Source organism: Streptomyces sp. NPDC005402 (genome assembly GCF_040606575.1).
In the GTDB taxonomy this organism is placed as follows: Bacteria; Actinomycetota; Actinomycetes; order Streptomycetales; family Streptomycetaceae; genus Streptomyces.
Map to the genome: position 1 here is coordinate 432,393 of NZ_JBEXFB010000001.1, position 19,362 is coordinate 451,754.

Consider the following 19,362-nt stretch of genomic DNA (forward strand, 5'->3'; position numbering starts at 1 on the left):
TCGACGGAAGCGAGTTGAACCTTGAACTTCCTTACCATCGGTCATCGCGGAGTCATGGGTACCGAACCCGAGAACACCCTCCGTTCCTTCACCGCCGCCCAGCAGGCCGGCCTCGACGTCATCGAACTCGATCTGCATCTGAGCAAGGACGGCGCCCTCGTCGTCATGCACGACACCGACGTGGACCGCACGACCGACGGAACCGGCCCGATCGCCGAGAAGACCCTCACCGAACTGCGCGCGCTGGACGCGGGCCGCGGAGAACGCGTCCCGGTGTTCGAGGAGGTCCTGGACGCGGTGCGGTCGCCGCTCCAGGCCGAGATCAAGGACATCGCGGCGGCCCGTGCGCTGGCCGAGGTCATGCTCCGGCGGGATCTGGTCTCCCGGGTCGAGGTGTCCTCGTTCCACGACGAGGCGATCGCCGAGATCGGCCGCCTGGTACCCGGCGTCAGGACCGCGCTGATCGGCAGCCGGTTCGGCCCGGACATCGTGGAGCGAGCCGTCGAGGCCGGCGCGGCGACCCTCTGTCTGAACATCCGCCGGCTGACCCTGGAGGTCGTGGAGGCGGCCCGCAAGGCGGACCTGAAGATCATCGGCTGGGTGGTGAACACCCAGGACCATCTGCGGCTGGTGCGGGCCCTGGGACTGGACGGCGCGACGACCGACTACCCGGAGATCAAGCGCACCGGCCGCTTCACCGCGTGAGCCGCGTGAGCCGCGTGAGCCGCGTGAGCCGCGTGCGCCGCGGACATCACGGCAATCGCGGCAGGAACGTCACACCAGCGACTTGACCAGCAGCTCGAACTGCAGGTCGTCGCGCTGCGGAACGCCGAAGCGCTCGTCGCCGTACGGGAAGGGCGTCATCTCTCCCGTACGGCGGTAGCCGCGCCGCTCGTACCAGGCGATGAGGTCGTTGCGCACGGAGATCACGGACATGTGCATCTCGGTGACGCCCCAGGTCTCGTGGGCGATCCGCTCCGCCTCGGCGATGATCACCTTGCCGAGGCCGCCGCCCTGGAGCTCGGGGCTGACCGCGAACATCCCGAAGTACGCGTAGGTGCCCCGGTGTTCGAGCTGGCAGCAGGCGACGACCTGCCCGTCCCGCTCCACCGTCAGCAACCGGCTGTCGGGCGACTTGATGACCGCGAGCACACCCTCCACGTCCGTCCGCTGCCCTTCGAGGAGGTCCGCCTCGGTGGTCCACCCGGCGCGGCTGTCGTCCCCGCGGTACGCCGACTCGACCAGCGCGACCAGCGCGTCCACGTCGGCGTCGGTGGCGTCACGGAAGGTGAGGCCGGCGGTGGTCTCCATGGGGCAATCTCCACTTCAGGGGCACGACTCGGGCACGGTCGAGAGTAACGCCCCCGATAGGCTCGCCCGCATGGTGCACGTACTGAGCGGCCGCGTCCTGCTGCGGCCCACGGATCCGGAACGTTCCCGAGTCTTCTACGGCGACCAGCTGGGCCTCGCGGTGTACCGCGAGTTCGGTACGGGGCCGGAGCGGGGCACCGTCTACTTCCTCGGCGGTGGGTTCCTGGAGCTGTCGGGACGCTCCGAGGCGCCGCCGGCCGCGGATGTCCGGCTGTGGCTCCAGGTCGCGGACGTGACCGCCGCGCACGCGGAACTTCTGGCCAAGGGTGTCGAGATCGTGCGGCCGCCGGTGCGGGAGCCGTGGGGGCTGGTCGAGATGTGGGTGGCGGACCCGGACGGCACACCGATCGTGCTGGTGGAGGTGCCGGCGGACCATCCGATCCGGTACCGGCCCGGAATCTGAGCCCGGCGTCCACCGGACGGCAGCACGCGCGGTGCCGTCCGTCGCGACGACTTGGATATGCTCCGCCGACCGCCGTGGCCCGAGGGCGTCGAGCAGTGGAGGAGCACATGAGCGTGGACGTGAACGCCCCGGCCTTTCGCAGGCAGCGATGGGCGGCCAGGACGTCCCTGGCGACGGCCGCCCTCGCGGTGCTGCTGCCCCTCGCCTACGGCGGTCTCGGCGGCGTTCTGCTGCTGGCCGCCGGGCTCGCGGGCGCGGCCGTCACCGCGGCGGCGGTGTGGTGGACGCTGACGCGGCGCGGCCCGGAGCGCTGGCTGGCGGCGGGACTCGCGTTCGCCACCCCTACCCTCGTCCTCGTCCTCTTCGTGGTCACCCTGGGGTGGGCGCTCGTGTTCGCGCCCGTGCTGTGGAGCGTGGCCGTGTGGAGCGGGCGCTACGCCCTGCGCAGCACCGGCACCCGTCCCAAGCGTATGAAGGAGCACCGGGCGCGGCCCGTGCGGCGGCCCTTCCTGATCATGAACCCCCGCTCCGGGGGCGGGAAGGTCGAGCAGTTCCGGCTGCGGGAGAAAGCCGAACACCTGGGCGCACGGGTCGTGCTGCTCGACCCGGAGGAGCACCAGGACGTGACCGCGCTGGCACGGGCGGCGGTGGCGGGGGGCGCGGATCTGCTCGGCGTCGCGGGCGGCGACGGCACGCAGGCGCTGGTCGCCGCCGTCGCCGCGGAACACGACCTGCCGTTCCTCGTCGTCTCCGCCGGTACCCGCAACCACTTCGCCATGGACCTCGGCCTCGACCGCACCGACCCCGCGACCTGTCTCGACGCGCTGACCGACGGTGTCGAACTCCGGGTGGACCTCGGCTTCGTGGCGGACCATCCGTTCGTCAACAACGCCTCTTTCGGCGCGTACGCGGCGGTCGTGCAGAGTCCCGCGTACCGCGACGACAAGATCGGCACCACTCTGGAGCTCCTGCCCGATCTGCTCACCCGTCAGCGCGGCCCGCGTCTGACCGCGCGGATCGACGCGACCACGATCGACGCTCCGCAAGCCGTGCTGGTGAGCAACAACGCCTACCGCACCGGCGATCCCGTGGGCCTCGGCCGCCGTGAGCGGCTCGACTCGGGGCTGCTCGGCATCCTCGGTGTCAGGGTGGACAGTGCGGCCGAGGCGGCGGCGCTCCTGCTCGACCCCGATCCGGAGGGTCTCGCGGTCCTTTCCGCGCGGGAGGTGGTCGTCTCCGCCGACCATCCGGAGATCGAGGTGGGCGTCGACGGCGAGGCCCTGGTCCTGCCCACCCCGGTCCATTGCCGTATCGCCCCCGGCGCGCTCCGGGTCCGCGTCCCGAGGAAACGACCTGGTGTGCCGACGGCTCAACCCCGCCTGAACTGGCGCCGGTTGCGCAAGCTGGCGGCACCGGCGGGGCGACGCTGACGTTCTCTAGAGGGGACGCGCGTCGGCCTCCGTGGGGGCGAGCGGTGTCACCGTCACCTGGTCGATGACGGGGGCGTGAGCGGAGCGCTGCCCGAACTCGTTCCTGGTGTCGCCCGCGAAGTCGGGGAGTTCGTCGGCGGTGAAGGTGAGCGTGTTGCGGCCCGGGCGCAGGGTGACCGGCACGGACAGGTCCCAGAAGTTGTTGAAGTGGAAGGTGGTCGGGAACAGGACGCGGTGCGCGGGGGCGCCGTTGACGGATATGTCGGCGTGGCGGCAGACGGGGTCGGGGTTGTAGTGGGTGGAAGGGGGCTGCTCGCCGTTGGAGTAGCGGATCGTCAGCGCGTGGCGTCCGGCGCGGTCCGCGGTGACCGTCAGGGTGAGCGCGTTCGCGGGCCCGGCACCGACGCCGTCGACCGCCTTGCCGCCCGTGGCGTACGGGTACCCGGTCACCCTCGCCGCTCCGGTCAGGACGCCCTCCTCGGCGGCGTACACGGTCGCGGGCAGCAGTCCGCGCGAGGGGGCGATCCGCAGCCGGTCGACGATCAGCCGGTCCGAAGTCCCGGTGACGGTGACCTTGTTGACGCCTCCGGCGAGGAAGAGCGGTACGGCGCCGCGCTCGACGCGCCCGATCTCCTCCCCGTTGACGCTCAACAGGCCCTCGCCGGGCCCGAGCACGTCGACGGTCATGGAGGCCTCGCCGTCGTCGGCCGCGTACGCCCAGAAGGTGACGGTGCCGCCCCGCGGGAGCACGGCGACTCCGGGCCCCGAGGCGCCGCGGTGCGCGTGGCTGACCCGGGCCCCGCCGCCGAGGTCCGCGAACTCGGCGTCGTACAGCGCGGTGTCGTCCTGGGCCCGCAGCACGACGTCCAGCTTGTCGACGGCCGCGTCGCCCTGGGTGACCCCGAGGTCGGGGTCCTGGGCCGCGAGGGTGATCCGATGGCGGCCGGCGGTCAGCTCCACCCGGGTGTCGGTGTGCCCCCATACCGCCCACTTGTAGCCGAGCGGAAGCCGCAGTTCGCGCGGGTCCTCGCCGTCCACGCGCAGGAAGACGTTGGTGGGGCCCTGCTCGCGCACCAGGTCGGCGAGGTTGTACGAGCCCGCGAACACCGCGAGGTCGTACGTCCCGTCCTGCGGGACCTCGACGTGGAAGGTGAGGACTCCGTCGGAGCCGGTACGCAGTCCGCCCACGTGGTAGCCGCCGGAGGTGGCGAACCGGTCGACGGCGGAGGGGGATCCCTCGGGCCCGTTCTTCGAGTAGCCGCCGCCCGTGTAGATCGCGTCCTCCGCCTCGTACGTCCGCCTCCAGCGCACCGCGGGCGGCAGGGACACGACCCCGTTGCCGCCCGGCGAGAGGATCACCTGGTAGGCGGACATCGCGTCCAGGTCGTCCAGGCCCAGCGTCACCTCGCCGTCGACGACCGGCAGTTCCTCGTCCCGCAGGCGCAACGGCGGGGCGCCGGCGCCCACTTGGCCGGTCCAGGGAATCTCCACGAGACGCGCGTGGACCGCGGCGCCGAACACCTCCGGGTCCACGCCCTCGAACACGACGTCCGCCGTACCGCCCGCTCCTCCGAACAGCACCCTGGCCTGACGCTTCTCACGGTCGAGTGTGGCCACGCCCTGCAGCGTGTACTGCACGTTGGGGTGCGGGGCGAGAACCCTGACGGTGTTCCCGGTCAGCTGCCCGTAGGCGTTGTACAGCCACCACTGGCCGTTGGCCTTGTTCGCCTCCACCGCCGAGTCGTTGAGGTTGCCGGCGATGTTCCAGTAGGCGAGGTCCGCGTCGACCTTCGACTCCTCGATCGCAGCGATCCACTGGATCATCTGGCCGGGGACGGAGACGTGGTAGTTGTGCGCGTACTCGTTGATGTTGACGGGCAGCGGACCGATGCCCAACTCGCGCTCCAGATCACGGTACTTGGCGACGTTCGTGCGGACCTCGGCGGGTGAGGACAGCTCGTGCCAGGTGACGATGTCGGGAAGTACGTCGTGCGACTTCGCGAACTCCAGGAAGTTGCTGACCTCGGCGTACAGCACGCAGGTGTTGGGTCCGGCGACGCGCGCGTCCGGGTCGAGGTCCTTGATGAGGCGGTAGGCGGCCTCCCAGGCGGCGAAGTAGTGGTCCGGCTCGTTCCGCCAGGAGACCTGGTCGTAGCTCCACTCCCCTTCGCCGAACATGTTGCCCTCGGGCTCGTTGAACGGCACGTACACGACATGCGACTTCAACTTCCCCAGGGTCAGGACGTGTTCGACCTGGCGGCGGATCACCTCCAGGTGCCCGGCGAGCCGCTCCTCGCCGGTGGCGCCCGGCCACTCGTACGGAAACCCCCGGTAGAAGTCGGGCAGGTAGACGTAGACGTCCTTGCCGCCCGCCGCGACGAAGGCCGGCAAAATCTCCAGGGCGTCGCCGCCGGGGTGCTGGGTGCCGTCCTGGGCCTTGGTCGTCACCGTCCGCGGGTACATGCCTTCGACCACCACGCGGCTTGGCACGCCGTCGCCGTAGAGGCCGTAGAGCGTGCCGCTCGCTCCCCCGTGGAAGGGGCCGGTCTCGGTGCCGAGGTCGATGGTGAGCTTCTCGCGGGCGGGACCTTCGGCTGCCACGGCATCCATCCTTCGTTCGACATTCCGTACGACAGTCGATGATCCGCACCGACCTGGACGAACGTAGGAAGCGCGGGAGGACCGCGTCAACAGGCAGCGGGCTTCGAAACTTCCGAAACCGCAGGTCGGGGCGTCAGGCCCGCAGCACGCCCAGGCTGCCCTCCAGCCGGCCGAGCAGCTCCCCCAGCCGGGCGGCGAGTTCGTCCCGCGCCTCGGGAGTCAGCACGGACAGTACGGCCGTCTCGTACGCCAGTTGCTCGGGCAGGATCCCGTCCACCAGCTCGCGGCCGGCGTCGGTGAGCCGGACGTGGGCGACGCGCCGGTCGCGGGTGTCGCCCCGGCGCTCCACCAGGCCCCGCTCGGTGAGCTGCTTGAGGCGCTTGGTGACGGCGGCCCCGGAGGAGAAGGTCTCGCGGGCAAGGTCGCCGGGGGTGAGCTCGTGACCGGTGCGGCGCAGCGCGCCCAGCAGGTCGAACTCGGCGCGGCTGAGGCCGGCCCGGCGCAGGGGGGCGTCCTCGGCCTGCTGGAGGAGGGCGGCGCAGCGGTTGACGCGGCCGATGATCTCCATGGGGCCGGTGTCGAGGCCGGGATGGACGGTCTGCCACTGCCGGACGACGGCGGCGACGGTGTCGTCCGTCGTCGGGTCCGCCGGTCGTCCGTTCGGTGCCGTCATGGGCGTACGCCCTCCGCTCTGTGGTGCCGGATCGTCGCGGCGAGCGTACGGTGCGCTGCCTGTTCGGCGCGCACGACCCTCTCCTGGGGCAGGGCCCGCTGCCACCATTCGCCGGACGCGGCCTCGACGGTGGCGCGCAGATCGACCAGGGCGGTGGCGAGGGCGCGGCGGGCGGAGTCCAGGGCGCCGGGCGCGGGGGGCGGCTCGGCCAGGAGGCGGGCGGTGTGTTCCCGGGCGTGCTCCACGGCGGCCAGCGACTGCTCGACGCGATCGCCCGCGCGCCGGTTGGTGACGGCTATGGCGGCGACGAATCCGACCAGCGCCCCGACGAGAGTGTCCACGACCCGCTCGGTGATCAGCCGCCCCGGCTCCTGGTATCCGGCGAACTCGGTGATGAGCAGGGCCATCGGGGTCACGCAGATGCTGCCGAGCCAGTAGTTGCGGGCGATGAGTGCCTCGGCGCCGAAGTTGAACGCGAGGCAGCACAGGACGAGCGCGGCGGGCCCGAGGTGGGCGAGCGGGACGACGGCGGCGAACACCAGGACCCCGACGAGGTTGCCGACGACCCGCTGGACGCCCCGGCTCCAGGTGAGAGTGACGTTGGCCTGGTAGAGGGAGGCCGCGGTGACCAGGGCCCAGTAGGGGCGGCCGACACCGAGCGCGAGGGAGACGTAACCGGCCAGGGCGCAGCCCAGGGCGGTGCGTACGGCGAGCGGGGCGAGCATGCGCCACACCGGGTGGGCGGGGGCGGCGAGCTCGATCTCCACGCCGAGGAGTTCGTCGTCCGGTGCCTGCGGGACCGGTGCGGTGCCGCGCAGTTCACGGGCCCAGGCACGGAGTCGGTCCGGGTCCGCGTCGGCCGGGGCGGCCAGGGCGACCTCGGCGCGGACGACGAGGCGTTCGAGGGCACGCCGGGTCCCGGAGCGGGCTCCGGCCGACAGGAGGGTCTGCCAGGCGGCCTGGACCGCGGCGTGCGCGGCTGCGCTCGCATGGGAGCGCGGGTTCTCCGCGTACGCGGCAGCCGCGTCCAGGGCGCGGGCGGTGGCCCGTCGTTCCGGGCCGTGCGGCCGGAACAGGCCCGGTGCCATACCCACCAGCCAGGCCCAGGCACCCGCCGCGAGGGCCAGGGCGAGGTGGCCGGGGACCTGGGCGAGGGTCTGCGGGGCGAACAGGGAGGCGGAACTGATGAAGGTGAGGACCACATGGCCCGGCGGGCCGATCCGGGTCGCGTCGCACACCGTCTTCTGTACGGCGGCCACGAGGGCCCCGACGGTGACCAGCACCACCGCGCTGCCGGTGAGCGAGGCGGCGACCAGGCCGACGCCGAGGCCGGCGACCATGCCGAGCACCACCCAGGCCAGGGCACGGGCCCGGGCGACGTAGGGCCGGTTGTGGGCGTAGAGGGCGCACAGCGACCCGGCCATGGTGTACATCGCCAGATCGAGGCGGCCGAGGGCCAGCAGGGTCAGGTTGGGCGGGGCGACCGCCACCACCACGCTCAGGGCGGGCTTGAACCAGATGTCGGAGGGCCTGCCGAGGCGCAGCACGCCGGCCAGCGGAAGACGGCGTACGCGCGGAGTGTCGGTGTGGGGGGTCGCACTGCTCATGAGCCAATACTTTAGCAGGTGTTTTACCTGTAAATAATATCTCATCCATGACCCTGACCTGCCGTGCTCCGCCGCACGCTCCCCGTGTACACCCTTGCGCTCGATTGCGCGCTGCATGGCCCGGGCATTCCTTGACCGACCGTCGAGCGGGGAGGTGGGCGTGCACGGACCGACTTCGCCCGGCTGGCTGCTGGTCGCGCTCTGCGCGGCGACCGGGGCGTACTGCCTGCTGCGGATGCGCAGCAGCGTCGAGGAACAGCGCCGGGCCGCGGGCGGCGAGGCGCTGATGGGCTTCGGGATGGCCGCGATGGCCGTACCCGCCGCCGTGTTCACGCCCCCTGCCTGGGCCTGGCCGCTCTACACGGCCGTGTTCGGCGCGGCCGCGCTGCGCGCGCTGTGGGCGGCACGCACGAGCACCCACCATCTGCATCACCTGGTGGGGGCGGGGGCCATGGTGTACATGGCGGTGGTGATGGCTGCCTCCCCCGGACACCACGGCGGTTCGGGAGTCCCCGTGGTGACGGGCGTACTGCTCCTCTACTTCGCGGGATACGTCCTGCTGTCCGGCGCCCGTCTGATACCGGTGGCCGCCGGTGGCGGCACCGTCGGCTGGGGCGACCGTCCCGAACTCTCGCGCGCGTGCCGGTTGTCGATGGGCATCGCGATGGTGGCCATGCTGCTCACGCTCTGACGTGCGCGGCGACGCGCCCCTCGTACGGACCGAGCGGGCGTTGCGGGTGTGGCGGTGCTCGCGGCCCGGGGAAACGAACTCCCTTGCCACGCCTCGGTGCATACACCCGTGGATGACAGGGAACCCGGCAACGGACCGTCCGGCCCGCCCCTGCCCCGGAATTCGCCTCAGACCACACAGGTCGGCGAGGATCACAGCATGCACACCCCGTCCGTCGACTCCCCGCCCCGTCCGCCGGAGCACCGGACCGCCGCCCGCGCGACCGGTGTCCTGGCCCTGTGCTCGGCGCTGCTGCTCGTGCTGGTCGTGGCCAAGTGGCATCCCCTGCTCACCGTGGACGGCGACATCGCCGACACCACCCACCGCTGGGCGGTCGACGAGCCGGGACTCACCCACGTCTTCCGCGTCCTCACCGACTGGATCTGGGATCCCTGGGCGATGCGCCTCCTGGCCGCGGTCGCGGCGATCTGGCTGGCGTGGCGGCGCAATGCCCACTGGACTGCCGCATGGCTGGTGGCCACATGTGCGCTGGGCACACTGGTCCAACAGGTCCTGAAGGCCGCGGTCGGCCGCGAACGCCCCGTCTGGCCCGACCCGGTCGACACCGCGCACTTCGCGGCGTACCCGTCGGGGCACGCCCTGACGGCCACGGTCGTCTGCGGCCTCCTCCTGTGGCTCCTCCACCACCACGGCGCCGGTCGCACCCTGTGGCTCACGGCCCTTGCCCTCGCCGTGATCTCCGTCGTGGGCGTCGGCCTGACCCGCATCTGGCTGGGCGTCCACTGGCCCTCCGACGTGCTCGGCGGCTGGCTCCTGGGCGCGATGCTCGTGACCCTCGCGGTGCTGGTCCACCAGCGGTACCGGCCGTGAGCGACGGCCCGAGCCGGGGCCACGGCCAGGCGGGCCCACCCGGGCTGCCCGCGACGCCACGGCCGGACAGCGAGGGCCCGGCCGTCCGTTCTACCGCCGACCTCGGCACCTGACTTTCCGGACGCCGGGCGGCCGAGACCTCGGAATTCTTCACCTTCGTCGTCACCCCGGCGGCTTGCTGCGGCTCGCGCCCGCAGGGTGAGCAGGTGGCCGGTGCGGCTGGCGCGAAGGTGCCGGCCGGCGGTGAGACGGGGTTGCCACCGGCCGGCGGCGCGGAGGCCCCCGGCCGTCGATGAGATCCGGGTCTGCGACGAGCGCGGGGAGCGGTCGGTCGTGCGCGGGGCGGACTTCGTCTGCGTGTTCTGCGAAAGCGAGCTCTCCGTCACACGAAAACGCGGGCCCGTAAGATCGTCCTATGGCTGCCGTCCTGTTCGACTTCTCGGGAACCCTCTTCCGGATCGAGTCCACCGAGTCCTGGCTGAGGGCTGTCCTCGACGAGGCGGGACTCGCCCTCGCCGAGGCCGAGTTGAGGCGGACCGCGCAGGAGCTGGAGAACGTGGGGGCGTTGCCCGGTGGGGTGGCGCCCCGGGTGGCGGTGCCGGACGGGCTCGCCGCCGTGTGGGGAGTCCGGGACGAGAGCGCCGAGCTGCACCGGGCCGCGTACACCGGACTTTCGCGGCTCGTCCCGCTGCCCGATCCCGCCCTGCACGACGCGCTGTACGACCGGCACATGCTCCCCGCCGCCTGGCAGCCGTACCCCGATGCCGCCGAGGTGCTGCGCGCGCTGCGCGAGCGCGGGACGAAGGTGGGCGTGGTCAGCAACATCGGCTGGGACCTGCGGCCGATCTTGCGCGCGCACGGGCTCGACCCGTACGTCGACGTGTATGTGCTGTCGTACGAACACGGCATCCAGAAGCCGGACCCCCGGCTGTTCAAGACCGCCTGCACGGCCCTCGGTGTCGAGCCCCGGGACGTCCTGATGGTCGGCGACGACCGGCGGGCGGACGGCGGCGCGGCGGCCCTCGGCTGCGCGGTGCACTTCGTGGATCATCTGCCGGCGGCGCGGCGGCCCGACGCGCTGCGGCCGGTGCTCGACCTGGTGAAGTGAGCCCCCGGATCGACGCCCCGAAGCGGCACCAGAAAGGTGTCCGAAAACGGGGTGGTCACCCCGCCCAGAAGGTCGCCTGAGGACACCATTGGGGCGTATGCTCGCCCACCCTGGACGATCCCCCGCGTCGCCCAGAGCAGGCGGCAGCCCCGACCAGGCCTTTTTCGGGCCGGTCCGGACGCGTTGAGTATAGTTGGCTGATAGCCAGTCAACGCAGGAGTTCCAGCATGTCCCCGCGCAGCGCCTCGGTCAACGAAGAGTTGCGCCGCCGTTCCCGGGAGCGGCTCCTGCGGGCGGCCCTCGAACTGGTCTCCGAGCGCGGATACGAGGCAACCACCCTCGGCGACATCGCGGACCGGGCCGGTTCGGCGCGCGGTCTGGTGTCGTACTACTTCCCCGGCAAGCGCCAGCTCGTGCAGTCCGCCGTGCACCGGCTCATGCACCGCACGCTGGAGGAGGCGCTGGAGCGCGAACCGTGCACCGAGGACGGCCGGGAGCGGATGGCCCGGGCCATCGACGCGGTCCTGGGTCTGGCCCGCGACCGGACGGTGCTGATGCGCCAGCACATGGCGGGACTGCTGGACACCGAGGGCTTCGTGGAGTGCCCCGAGCAGCAGCGCCTCGCCGAACTGCTGCGGGACACGATGGAACGGCACGGTTCGCAGACGGTCGAGACCGACTACCCGATGCTGCGCTCGCAGCTCATGGGCGCGGTCTACGCGATGGTCGTCCCGAACGTCCCGATGCCGATCACGACCCTGCGTGCCGAGTTGTTCACGCGCTACCGGCTCGACTGGCAGCAGGGCGTCCCGCCGGGTACCGAGGCACCCGACGGGACGTACGACACCGATCTGTCGCGTTTCTTCGAGACGGGCCGGGAGTCCGGGGATCAGTCGAAGTAGTCCGGCTGCGTCTGGACGTTGAGCTCTCCGAGCCGCACCTTCCTGGCCGGGTCCGTCCGCTTGTCGTTGAGCTTCAGGACGTCGAAGCCCTTGGCGATGTCGTTGGAGTAGATGTAGCCGTTGTAGTAGTACGCCGACCAGGGGCCGGCGGTCGTGAGCCGCTCGGTGGTCACCGGGCCGCGCTCGAAGTAGCCGATCTCCTTGGGGCGCGCGGAGTCGGTGAAGTCCCAGACGGAGACACCGCCCTGGTACCAGGCCTGGACCATGATGTCCCTGCCCTTGACCGGGATCAGCGAGCCGTTGTGGGCCACGCACACCTCGACGTCCGCCTGGTGGCGGGGGATCTTGAAGTAGCTGCGGAAGACGAGCTTTCGCTTGTCGCCCTTGCCGACGATGTCGTAGATGCCGTCGGCCCCGCGGTTCGGGCCGATCTCCGCGTTGCAGGTGGCCGCGCCGCCGCCGCCCAACTCGTCGGTGAAGACGACCTTGTTCGCCTTCTGGTTGAAGGTCGCCGAGTGCCAGAACGCGAAGTTCACGTTGTCCTGCACCCGGTCGATGACCTTCGGGTTCTCCGGGTCCTTGATGGAGAACAGGATGCCGTCACCCATGCAGGCGCCCGCCGCCAGGTCCTTGTCCGGGAGCACCGTGATGTCGTGGCAGCCGGTGGTCTTGGAGACGCCCGGGTTGGTGGGCGAACCGGGGTTGCCGCCGCCGTCGGGCCCCTCGCCGGGGAAGAGCACCGGGAAGCTGACGACCGCCGCCTTCTCGGGGGCGCCGCGCGGCACCTTGATGACGGAGATGCCGTCGTGCGGCGGCTGACAGTCGGGGTAGGCGGCACTCGGCGAGTACGAGGAGACGTAGATGTAGACGTTCCTGCGCTCGGGCACCAGTGTGTGGGTGTGGGAGCCGCAGGCGGTCTCCACGGCGGCGACGTACTTCGGGTTCCTCTTGTCGCTGATGTCGAAGACCTTCATGCCCTCCCACGACGACTTCTCGGTCGCGGGCTGGGTGGTGCTGCTGCAACTGCTGTCGCTGCGCGAGGAGTCTGTGGAAAGGAACAGCAGGTTCCCTGAGACGGAGATGTCGTTCTGCGAGCCAGGACAGAGGACCTGGGCGATCGTCTTCGGCGCCCTGGGGTTGCTGATGTCGAAGACGCGGAAGCCGTCGTAGTTGCCGGAGAAGGCGTATCGGCCCTGGAAGGCCAGGTCCGTGTTGGTGCCGGGCAGCGCGTCCTTGGGGATGTTGACGAGGTGCTCGATGTTGCCGGAGTGGACGATCTCGTCCTGGCCGGGTATCTCACCGTCGGCGATCGCCGCCTTCACCTCGGCCTCGGTGCTCTTGGAGACGCCCTTGCCCGTCGCCGGGCCGTCCCCGGGGTCGGGGGTAGCGGCGGCAGGACCAGCGGTCAGCAGCGCGGCCAGGAGACCCGCGGCGGCCGCGGCAACTCCCAGACGTCTGTGCCGGGTTCGGGACTCTTTTAACAGGATCACTGTTTCCTCCCTGTGCCGTTCATGTGGAACGGTTCACGCGTCACCGCAGTATCGTCTTCACCATGCACAGATCAACAGGGGGCAACGAACTCGTCATGAAAGGACCACGGGTGACCACTGTGCTTTTCCGCCGCGCGCCGTACGCGGCGGCCACCCTGGCCGCACTGGCAGCCCTGGCCCTCGCGGGCTGCGACTCCGACGCGGACCCGAAGTCCGCCTCGGCGACCGGGCCTTCGGTGCTGGTGCCCGGCAAGCCCGGCGAGGCGAACCGCACGCTGTCCGCCCAGGACGCGGAGGAACAGCGCGCCGACGACGACACCCCCAACTCGGCGGACGTCTCGTACGCACGCATGATGATCGCGCACCACGCCCAGGCCCTGGAACTGACCGGACTCGCCCCGCGGCGCGCCGAGTCGGCGAAGCTCAAGGCGCTCGCCGAGCGGATCTCGGCCGCGCAGGGCCCGGAGATCGCCGCGATGAGGGCCTGGCTGAAGGAGTACGGCCAGTCCGAGAAGAGCGAGGGCCACGCGCATGCCACGATGCCCGGCATGGCGACCGAGGCACAGCTGAGGAAGTTGCGCGGGGCGAAGGGGAAGGCCTTCGACGAGCTCTTCCTCACGCTGATGATCACCCACCACGAGGGCGCGATCACCATGGCGACGGACGTGAAGGGGCAGGGCAACAACGTCCGGATCGAGGAGATGGCGGACGACGTGGTGGCCCAGCAGACGAGCGAGATCAACCGCATGCGGGACATGCTCTGAACGGGCCGACCATGCGAACCGGTCCTGTCAGCGCCGCGCGTGACGTGGCGTCAGGAAGCCCGCGTCACGCGCCTGGGAGATGAGCCGGAGCGATTTGCGGCGGCTGTGCCCGGTCGCGCACATCACGGCGAGGACCGGGTCGGCGCCGCCCTCCTGGGCGGCTCGGTACTCCTGCGCCACCAGCCACCGCCCCTCCAGGCCACGCGGCCAGGCCGGTCGAGCACGGCGCGGTCCGCCCGCCTCGGCTTCGGGGTCCGTTTCATGAGGCATCCCGCACGCCTCGAACAGCGGCCCCTCGATCCAGTCCGCGAGCGTGCCCAGGTCGTCCAGCAACAGGGCGGGCATCGCCCGGACGTCCTCCAGGGCGACGCCCCCTTGGCCGACCACGGCGAGCGCGTCGACCCGGGCGCCGTCGGAGAAGACCAGCCGGACGTTGAACCACGCCGTCGTGACGTCGTCTTCCCGCAGTTCCCACGCGGGCCACACGGACACGCTGCCCTCCGTCGGACAACGATCAAAAAGATTCAGAAAGCAGGCTTCTGGCACACACGCAACGTAACCGCATGATCACATCCATCTGATCGGACACGCACGCCCGGATCCCTGCGGCACCCTGTCAGAGCAGTACCGGCGGTGCGATCCTGGAGGTGTCAGCAACTCCTCTCGTAAGGAGTTCCGCCGTGCTGCGTGTCGCCGTCGTCGGCTCCGGGCCCAGCGGGTGCTACACCGCCCAGAGCCTCGTCCAGCAGGACCCCGACGTGCTCGTCGACGTCCTGGACCGGCTACCGTGCCCGTACGGCCTGGTGCGCTACGGGGTGGCACCGGACCACGAGAAGATCAAATCGCTCCAGAACACCCTGCGGACGATCCTGGAGCACGAGCGGGTGCGGTTCCTCGGCGGTGTCGGGATCGGCCCCGGCGGAGTGCCGGCCGCGCGGCTGCGCGAGCTGTACCACGCCGTCGTGTACTGCGTGGGCGCCGCCACCGACCGGCATCTCGGGATCCCGGGCGAGGATCTGCCGGGCAGCTGGTCGGCGACGGAGTTCGTGTCCTGGTACAGCGCGCACCCCGACTCCACGGCCGACGGCTTCGTGACCGGCGCCCGGTCCGCCGTGGTCATCGGTGTGGGCAACGTCGCCGTCGACGTGACGCGGATGCTGGCGCGCGGGACGACCGAGCTCAGCCCGACCGACATCCCGCATCCGGCACTCACCGCGCTGGCGGCCAGCCGGGTGACGGAGGTCCACATGGTGGGCCGGCGGGGCCCCTCCCAGGCCCGTTTCACCACCAAGGAGCTGCGCGAGCTGGGTTCACTTCCGGACACCGAAGTGGCCGTACACGCGGAGGAGTTGGCGCTGGACCCTGCGTACCTCGACCCCGCCGCCCTGCCGGCACCGCAGCGCCGGAACGTGGAGGTGCTGCGAGGCTGGGCGGCCGCGGAGTCCGGGCCGTCCTCCCGCAGGATCTCGTTGCGGTTCTTCCTGCGCCCCGTCGAACTCCTCGCCGACGGCGGCCGCGTGGGCGCGGTCCGCTTCGAGAGGACGGTGCCGGACGGGCGCGGCGGGGTGCGCGGCACGGGTGAGTTCGAGGAGATCGAGGCCCAGTTGGTGCTGCGCTCGGTCGGCTACCGGGGGATGCCGGTGGAGGGACTGCCGTTCGACGCGGAGAGCGGCACGGTGCCCCACGTCGACGGCCGTGTCGTGCACGGCCGTGTCGCCGTCCCGGGAGAGTACGTGGCCGGCTGGATCAAGCGAGGCCCGACAGGCGTGATCGGCACCAACCGCCCGGACGCCAAGGAGACGGTGACCACGCTGCTCGAGGACGCCCCCACGCTGGTACGCAGGGAACTGCCCGGGGATCCGCTCGACGCGCTGCGGGCGGCGGGGGTCGAACCGGTGGAGTGGTCGGGCTGGTGCGCCATAGAACGGGCGGAAGCGGAGCTCGGCGCGTCACTCGGCCGGGGCGTGGTGAAACTTCCCGACTGGCAGTCGCTGCGCAACGCCGTCCACGGCCTCTAGCGGCGCCCTAACGAACCGGCAACACCTCCGAAATCAACAATCTGTTCAACAGGCATACAGTCTCGGACATGGCCCAAACCACCCCTGCGCACCCCGTGGACGAAGTACCCCCGGTACGGCAGCTCGCCGCCTTCGGCCTCCAGCACGTCCTCGCGATGTACGCGGGCGCCGTGGCCGTCCCCCTGATCGTCGGCGGCGCGATGAAGCTGTCGTCCGCGGACCTGGCGTATCTGATCACCGCCGACCTGCTGGTGTGCGGCATCGCCACGCTCATCCAGTGCGTCGGCTTCTGGCGCTTCGGCGTACGGCTGCCGATCATGCAGGGCTGCACCTTCGCGGCCGTGTCCCCGATGGTCCTGATCGGCACGACCGGCGGCGGACTCCCGGCGATCTACGGCTCGGTCATCGTCGCGGGCCTCGCGATCATGCTGCTCGCACCGGTCTTCGGCAAACTGCTCCGCTTCTTCCCGCCGCTGGTCACGGGCACGGTGATCCTGATCATCGGCATCTCGCTGCTGCCGGTCGCGGGCAACTGGGTGGCCGGCGGTGCCGGATCGGCCGACTTCGGCGCGCCGAAGAACATCGCGCTGGCCGTCTTCGTGCTGACGGTGGTGCTGGGCGTGCAGCGGTTCGCTCCGGCGTTCCTGAGCCGGATCGCGGTGCTGATCGGCATCGCGGCGGGCCTGGTGGTGGCCGTCCCGTTCGGGTTCACGGACTTCGACGGGGTCGGGGACGCGGACTGGGTGGGGATCAGCACGCCGTTCCACTTCGGGGCGCCGACCTTCGAGTTCTCGGCGATCGTGTCGATGCTGGTCGTGGCGCTGGTGACGATGACCGAGACGACCGGCGACCTGATCGCGGTCGGTGAGATGACGGACCGCCGGATCGAGCCGCGCTCGCTGTCGGACGGCCTGCGCGCCGACGGCCTGTCGACCGTGCTCGGCGGCGTCTTCAACACCTTCCCGTACACGGCGTACGCCCAGAACGTGGGCCTGGTCGGCATGTCCCGCGTGCGCAGCCGCTGGGTCGTCGCCACGGCCGGCGGCATCCTGGTCCTGCTGGGCCTGCTGCCGAAGCTGGGCGCGGTGGTCGCGGCGATTCCGGCACCGGTGCTGGGCGGGGCGGGCCTGGTGATGTTCGGGACGGTCGCGGCGAGCGGCCTGAGGACCCTCACCCAGGTCGACTACAGGGGCAACAACAACCTGACGGTGGTGGCCGTCTCGGTGGCCATGGGCGTGCTGCCGGTCGGGGTGCCGACGATCTACGGGAAGTTCCCCGACTGGTTCCAGACCGTGATGAACAGCGGCATCAGCGCGGGCTGCCTGACCGCGATCGTGCTGAACCTGCTCTTCAACCACCTGCCCGCGCAGGCTCGTTCAGCCGCTCCCGAGCCGGACGGACTGACGGGCGGCGGCGTCGAGAAGGGTGTCGAGAAGCCCCGGGAAGAGATCGTCTAGGTCGTCCCGGCGCAGACCGTTCATCTTGGCCGTGCCCCGGTAGATCTGCCGGATCACCCCGCTCTCGCGCAGCACCCGGAAGTGGTGGGTGGTCGTCGACTTGGTGACGGGCAGGTCGAAGTGCGAACAGGAGAGCGCGTCGTCGGCCGCGGCGAGCTCACGAACGATCCGCAGACGCATCGGGTCGGAGAGGGCGTGCAGGATGCCCTCCAGCCGGATCTCACCGCGCTCCGGGTGCGGAAGGGCACGACTGCTGACGGTGGGGGAGGTCACGGCGGCTCCACTTCTGCGGGTTTCCCGGGGGCTCCGCGGACTCGGGGGCCGCCCTCGGGAACCCCATTGTACGAGATCTATCGTAGTTTGACATCCGACGTACTACGATGCCTATCGTACGAGTCGACCACCACCGGTCCCGTGACGAATGGAGCCCGCCGTGAGCGCACTCTTCGAGCCCTTCACCCTCCGCGACGTGACGATCCCGAACCGGGTGTGGATGCCGCCGATGTGCCAGTACTCGGCCGCGCCGGACGGTCCCGGGATCGGCGCCCCGAACGACTGGCACTTCGCGCACTACGCGGCCCGCGCGGCCGGCGGCACGGGCCTGATCATCGTCGAGGCCACCGGTGTCAGCCCCGAGGGCCGCATCTCCCCCTACGACCTCGGCATCTGGAACGACACCCAGGTGGAGGCGTTCCGCCGCATCACCCGCTTCCTGGTCTCCCAGGGCACGGTCCCGGGGATCCAGCTCGCCCACGCGGGCCGCAAGGCGTCGACCGACCAGCCGTGGAAGGGCGGCGCCCCGCTCACCCCGGACGCGCGGGGCTGGCAGCCGCTGGGCCCGAGCCCGCTGGCGTACGACGCGGACCACCCGGTACCGACCGAGCTGACGACCGATCAGATCACCGAGGTGGTCGGCCAGTTCGCGAATGCTGCCCGCCGCGCTCTCGCCGCCGGTTTCGAAGTCGCAGAGATCCATGGCGCCCACGGCTATCTGATCGGCAACTTCCTCTCCCCGCACAGCAATCACCGCACCGACGAGTACGGCGGCTCGTACGAGAACCGCACCCGCTTCGCGCTGCGGGTCGTCGACGCGGTACGTGAGGTCTGGCCCGACGACAAGCCCCTCTTCTTCCGCATCTCGGCGACCGACTGGCTGGAGGAGGGCGGGTGGACCCCGGACGACACCGTCCGCTTCGCCCACGACCTGAGGACGCACGGCATCGACCTCCTGGACGTCTCCACCGGCGGCAACGCGTCGGGCGTCCGCATCCCGGTCGGCCCCGGCTACCAGGTCCCCTTCGCCGCCCGGGTCAAGGCGGAGACCGCCCTCCCGGTCGCCGCGGTCGGCCTCATCACAGACACCGAACAGGCCGAGAAGATCCTCTCCAACGGCGAGGCGGACGCGATCCTGCTGGGCCGCGAACTGCTGCGGAACCCGTCCTGGGCACGGCATGCGGCACGGGAGCTGGGCGGGGACGTACATGTGCCGAAGCAGTACCACCGGTCGGTGTGACCCTCGTTTCCGGAAAGGCCTTCGGCGCGGAGGGCGGGGGAAGTAAGCTCCCCCGCGCACGGTCGGCTCGCCGACTGCGACGGGAATGGGTCCGGCGTCCCTTTCGGGCGCGTCCGCCGGGTAACTCGGCGGCGCGTCAATCGCGACAACTTCACACGCGGCCTGCACGCCGGCAGGGCCTCAGTTGATCACCGTCAGTACAGGGTGGTCGGCCTGAGACACCTGCCATCCCGCCTGCGGCTCGCGCTCGGTCCGATCGCCCCCTCTCGGAGGAGGCCCCGAGCATGGAGTCGCGGATCGTCCTGGACATCCTGGGCGCGGCAAGCGTGGTGTCCGTGTTTCTGTACGCCCTCACCGGACTGCTCGACCAGGTGCGGGGTCTGCTGCGTTCCTGGCACGCCGTCCGGCGGGACGCCCGCGCGCTGCGCCGGAACATCCCGCCGGAGGACCGCGATGGCCGGTGA

Annotated in this window: 19 protein-coding genes; 12 read left to right on the forward strand and 7 right to left on the reverse strand. The window is 71.1% G+C overall.

What is annotated here, in order from left to right; translation table 11 throughout:
- Nucleotides 1-21: 21 nt before the first annotated feature.
- Entirely contained in the window at nucleotides 22-705 is a 684-nt protein-coding gene (locus ABZT02_RS02000; RefSeq protein WP_356013229.1) for a glycerophosphodiester phosphodiesterase family protein, read from the forward strand.
- Between the two features lie 69 nt (nucleotides 706-774).
- Here ABZT02_RS02000 and ABZT02_RS02005 read toward each other — a convergent pair whose 3' ends face one another.
- The gene (locus ABZT02_RS02005; RefSeq protein ID WP_356013230.1) at nucleotides 775-1,311 is read right to left on the reverse strand and encodes a GNAT family N-acetyltransferase; all 537 of its coding nucleotides are present in this window, start codon (nucleotides 1,309-1,311) and stop codon (nucleotides 775-777) included.
- 70 nt (nucleotides 1,312-1,381) lie between these two features.
- On the opposite strand from ABZT02_RS02005, the gene ABZT02_RS02010 reads away from it, so the two are divergent.
- Both ABZT02_RS02010 and ABZT02_RS02015 read left to right on the forward strand, forming a co-directional pair.
- Entirely contained in the window at nucleotides 1,382-1,774 is a 393-nt protein-coding gene (locus ABZT02_RS02010; RefSeq protein WP_356013232.1) for a VOC family protein, read from the forward strand.
- A gap of 107 nt (nucleotides 1,775-1,881) precedes the next feature.
- Nucleotides 1,882-3,204: a diacylglycerol kinase family protein gene (locus ABZT02_RS02015; protein ID WP_356013234.1), complete on the forward strand. Its 1,323-nt coding sequence runs from the start codon at nucleotides 1,882-1,884 to the stop codon at nucleotides 3,202-3,204.
- Nucleotides 3,205-3,210: 6 nt separating this feature from the next.
- Here the strand turns inward: ABZT02_RS02015 and ABZT02_RS02020 are convergent, their stop codons facing one another.
- The 3 genes from ABZT02_RS02020 to ABZT02_RS02030 all read right to left on the reverse strand — a co-directional run bounded on the left by ABZT02_RS02020 (nucleotide 3,211) and on the right by ABZT02_RS02030 (nucleotide 8,085).
- Nucleotides 3,211-5,814 (reverse strand): cellulosome protein, encoded by a 2,604-nt coding sequence (locus tag ABZT02_RS02020; RefSeq protein ID WP_356013237.1) that lies wholly within the window; start codon nucleotides 5,812-5,814, stop codon nucleotides 3,211-3,213.
- Nucleotides 5,815-5,938: 124 nt separating this feature from the next.
- Complete coding sequence (locus ABZT02_RS02025) at nucleotides 5,939-6,478, reverse strand: MarR family transcriptional regulator (protein ID WP_356013239.1); 540 nt, start codon at nucleotides 6,476-6,478, stop codon at nucleotides 5,939-5,941.
- Entirely contained in the window at nucleotides 6,475-8,085 is a 1,611-nt protein-coding gene (locus ABZT02_RS02030) for an FUSC family protein (protein ID WP_356013241.1), read from the reverse strand. The genes ABZT02_RS02025 and ABZT02_RS02030 overlap by 4 nt, the downstream gene beginning before the upstream one ends.
- A gap of 160 nt (nucleotides 8,086-8,245) precedes the next feature.
- On the opposite strand from ABZT02_RS02030, the gene ABZT02_RS02035 reads away from it, so the two are divergent.
- From ABZT02_RS02035 to ABZT02_RS02050, 4 genes are all read left to right on the forward strand, one after another.
- Nucleotides 8,246-8,776 (forward strand): DUF5134 domain-containing protein, encoded by a 531-nt coding sequence (locus tag ABZT02_RS02035; RefSeq protein ID WP_356013243.1) that lies wholly within the window; start codon nucleotides 8,246-8,248, stop codon nucleotides 8,774-8,776.
- Between the two features lie 198 nt (nucleotides 8,777-8,974).
- Complete coding sequence (locus tag ABZT02_RS02040) at nucleotides 8,975-9,646, forward strand: phosphatase PAP2 family protein (protein WP_356013244.1); 672 nt, start codon at nucleotides 8,975-8,977, stop codon at nucleotides 9,644-9,646.
- A gap of 415 nt (nucleotides 9,647-10,061) precedes the next feature.
- On the forward strand, nucleotides 10,062-10,754 hold the full coding sequence (locus ABZT02_RS02045) for an HAD-IA family hydrolase (protein ID WP_356013246.1): 693 nt from the start codon (nucleotides 10,062-10,064) through the stop codon (nucleotides 10,752-10,754).
- Between the two features lie 227 nt (nucleotides 10,755-10,981).
- Nucleotides 10,982-11,656 (forward strand): helix-turn-helix domain-containing protein, encoded by a 675-nt coding sequence (locus ABZT02_RS02050; protein ID WP_356013249.1) that lies wholly within the window; start codon nucleotides 10,982-10,984, stop codon nucleotides 11,654-11,656.
- On the opposite strand, the gene ABZT02_RS02055 is transcribed toward ABZT02_RS02050, so the two are convergent.
- The gene (locus ABZT02_RS02055) at nucleotides 11,644-13,146 is read right to left on the reverse strand and encodes a hypothetical protein (RefSeq protein ID WP_356013251.1); all 1,503 of its coding nucleotides are present in this window, start codon (nucleotides 13,144-13,146) and stop codon (nucleotides 11,644-11,646) included. The genes ABZT02_RS02050 and ABZT02_RS02055 overlap by 13 nt on opposite strands.
- Nucleotides 13,147-13,241: 95 nt before the next feature.
- Here ABZT02_RS02055 and ABZT02_RS02060 point away from each other — a divergent pair, with 95 nt between their 5' ends.
- Nucleotides 13,242-13,910: a DUF305 domain-containing protein gene (locus tag ABZT02_RS02060; protein ID WP_356013679.1), complete on the forward strand. Its 669-nt coding sequence runs from the start codon at nucleotides 13,242-13,244 to the stop codon at nucleotides 13,908-13,910.
- A gap of 27 nt (nucleotides 13,911-13,937) precedes the next feature.
- Here ABZT02_RS02060 and ABZT02_RS02065 read toward each other — a convergent pair whose 3' ends face one another.
- Complete coding sequence (locus ABZT02_RS02065) at nucleotides 13,938-14,402, reverse strand: DUF6214 family protein (RefSeq protein WP_356013253.1); 465 nt, start codon at nucleotides 14,400-14,402, stop codon at nucleotides 13,938-13,940.
- Between the two features lie 188 nt (nucleotides 14,403-14,590).
- Here ABZT02_RS02065 and ABZT02_RS02070 point away from each other — a divergent pair, with 188 nt between their 5' ends.
- Nucleotides 14,591-15,928, forward strand: coding sequence for an FAD-dependent oxidoreductase (locus tag ABZT02_RS02070; protein ID WP_356013255.1), 1,338 nt, complete (start codon nucleotides 14,591-14,593; stop codon nucleotides 15,926-15,928).
- A gap of 68 nt (nucleotides 15,929-15,996) precedes the next feature.
- The gene (locus tag ABZT02_RS02075) at nucleotides 15,997-17,385 is read left to right on the forward strand and encodes a nucleobase:cation symporter-2 family protein (RefSeq protein ID WP_356013257.1); all 1,389 of its coding nucleotides are present in this window, start codon (nucleotides 15,997-15,999) and stop codon (nucleotides 17,383-17,385) included.
- On the opposite strand, the gene ABZT02_RS02080 is transcribed toward ABZT02_RS02075, so the two are convergent.
- Nucleotides 17,305-17,658: a helix-turn-helix transcriptional regulator gene (locus tag ABZT02_RS02080; RefSeq protein WP_356013260.1), complete on the reverse strand. Its 354-nt coding sequence runs from the start codon at nucleotides 17,656-17,658 to the stop codon at nucleotides 17,305-17,307. The two genes, ABZT02_RS02075 and ABZT02_RS02080, sit on opposite strands and share 81 nt — an antisense overlap.
- 160 nt (nucleotides 17,659-17,818) lie before the next feature.
- On the opposite strand from ABZT02_RS02080, the gene ABZT02_RS02085 reads away from it, so the two are divergent.
- Nucleotides 17,819-18,898 carry an NADH:flavin oxidoreductase/NADH oxidase gene (locus tag ABZT02_RS02085; protein WP_356013262.1) on the forward strand — a complete coding sequence of 360 codons (1,080 nt, stop codon included), beginning with the start codon at nucleotides 17,819-17,821 and terminating at the stop codon, nucleotides 18,896-18,898.
- Nucleotides 18,899-19,182: 284 nt separating this feature from the next.
- The gene (locus tag ABZT02_RS02090) at nucleotides 19,183-19,362 is read left to right on the forward strand and encodes a hypothetical protein (RefSeq protein ID WP_356013264.1); all 180 of its coding nucleotides are present in this window, start codon (nucleotides 19,183-19,185) and stop codon (nucleotides 19,360-19,362) included.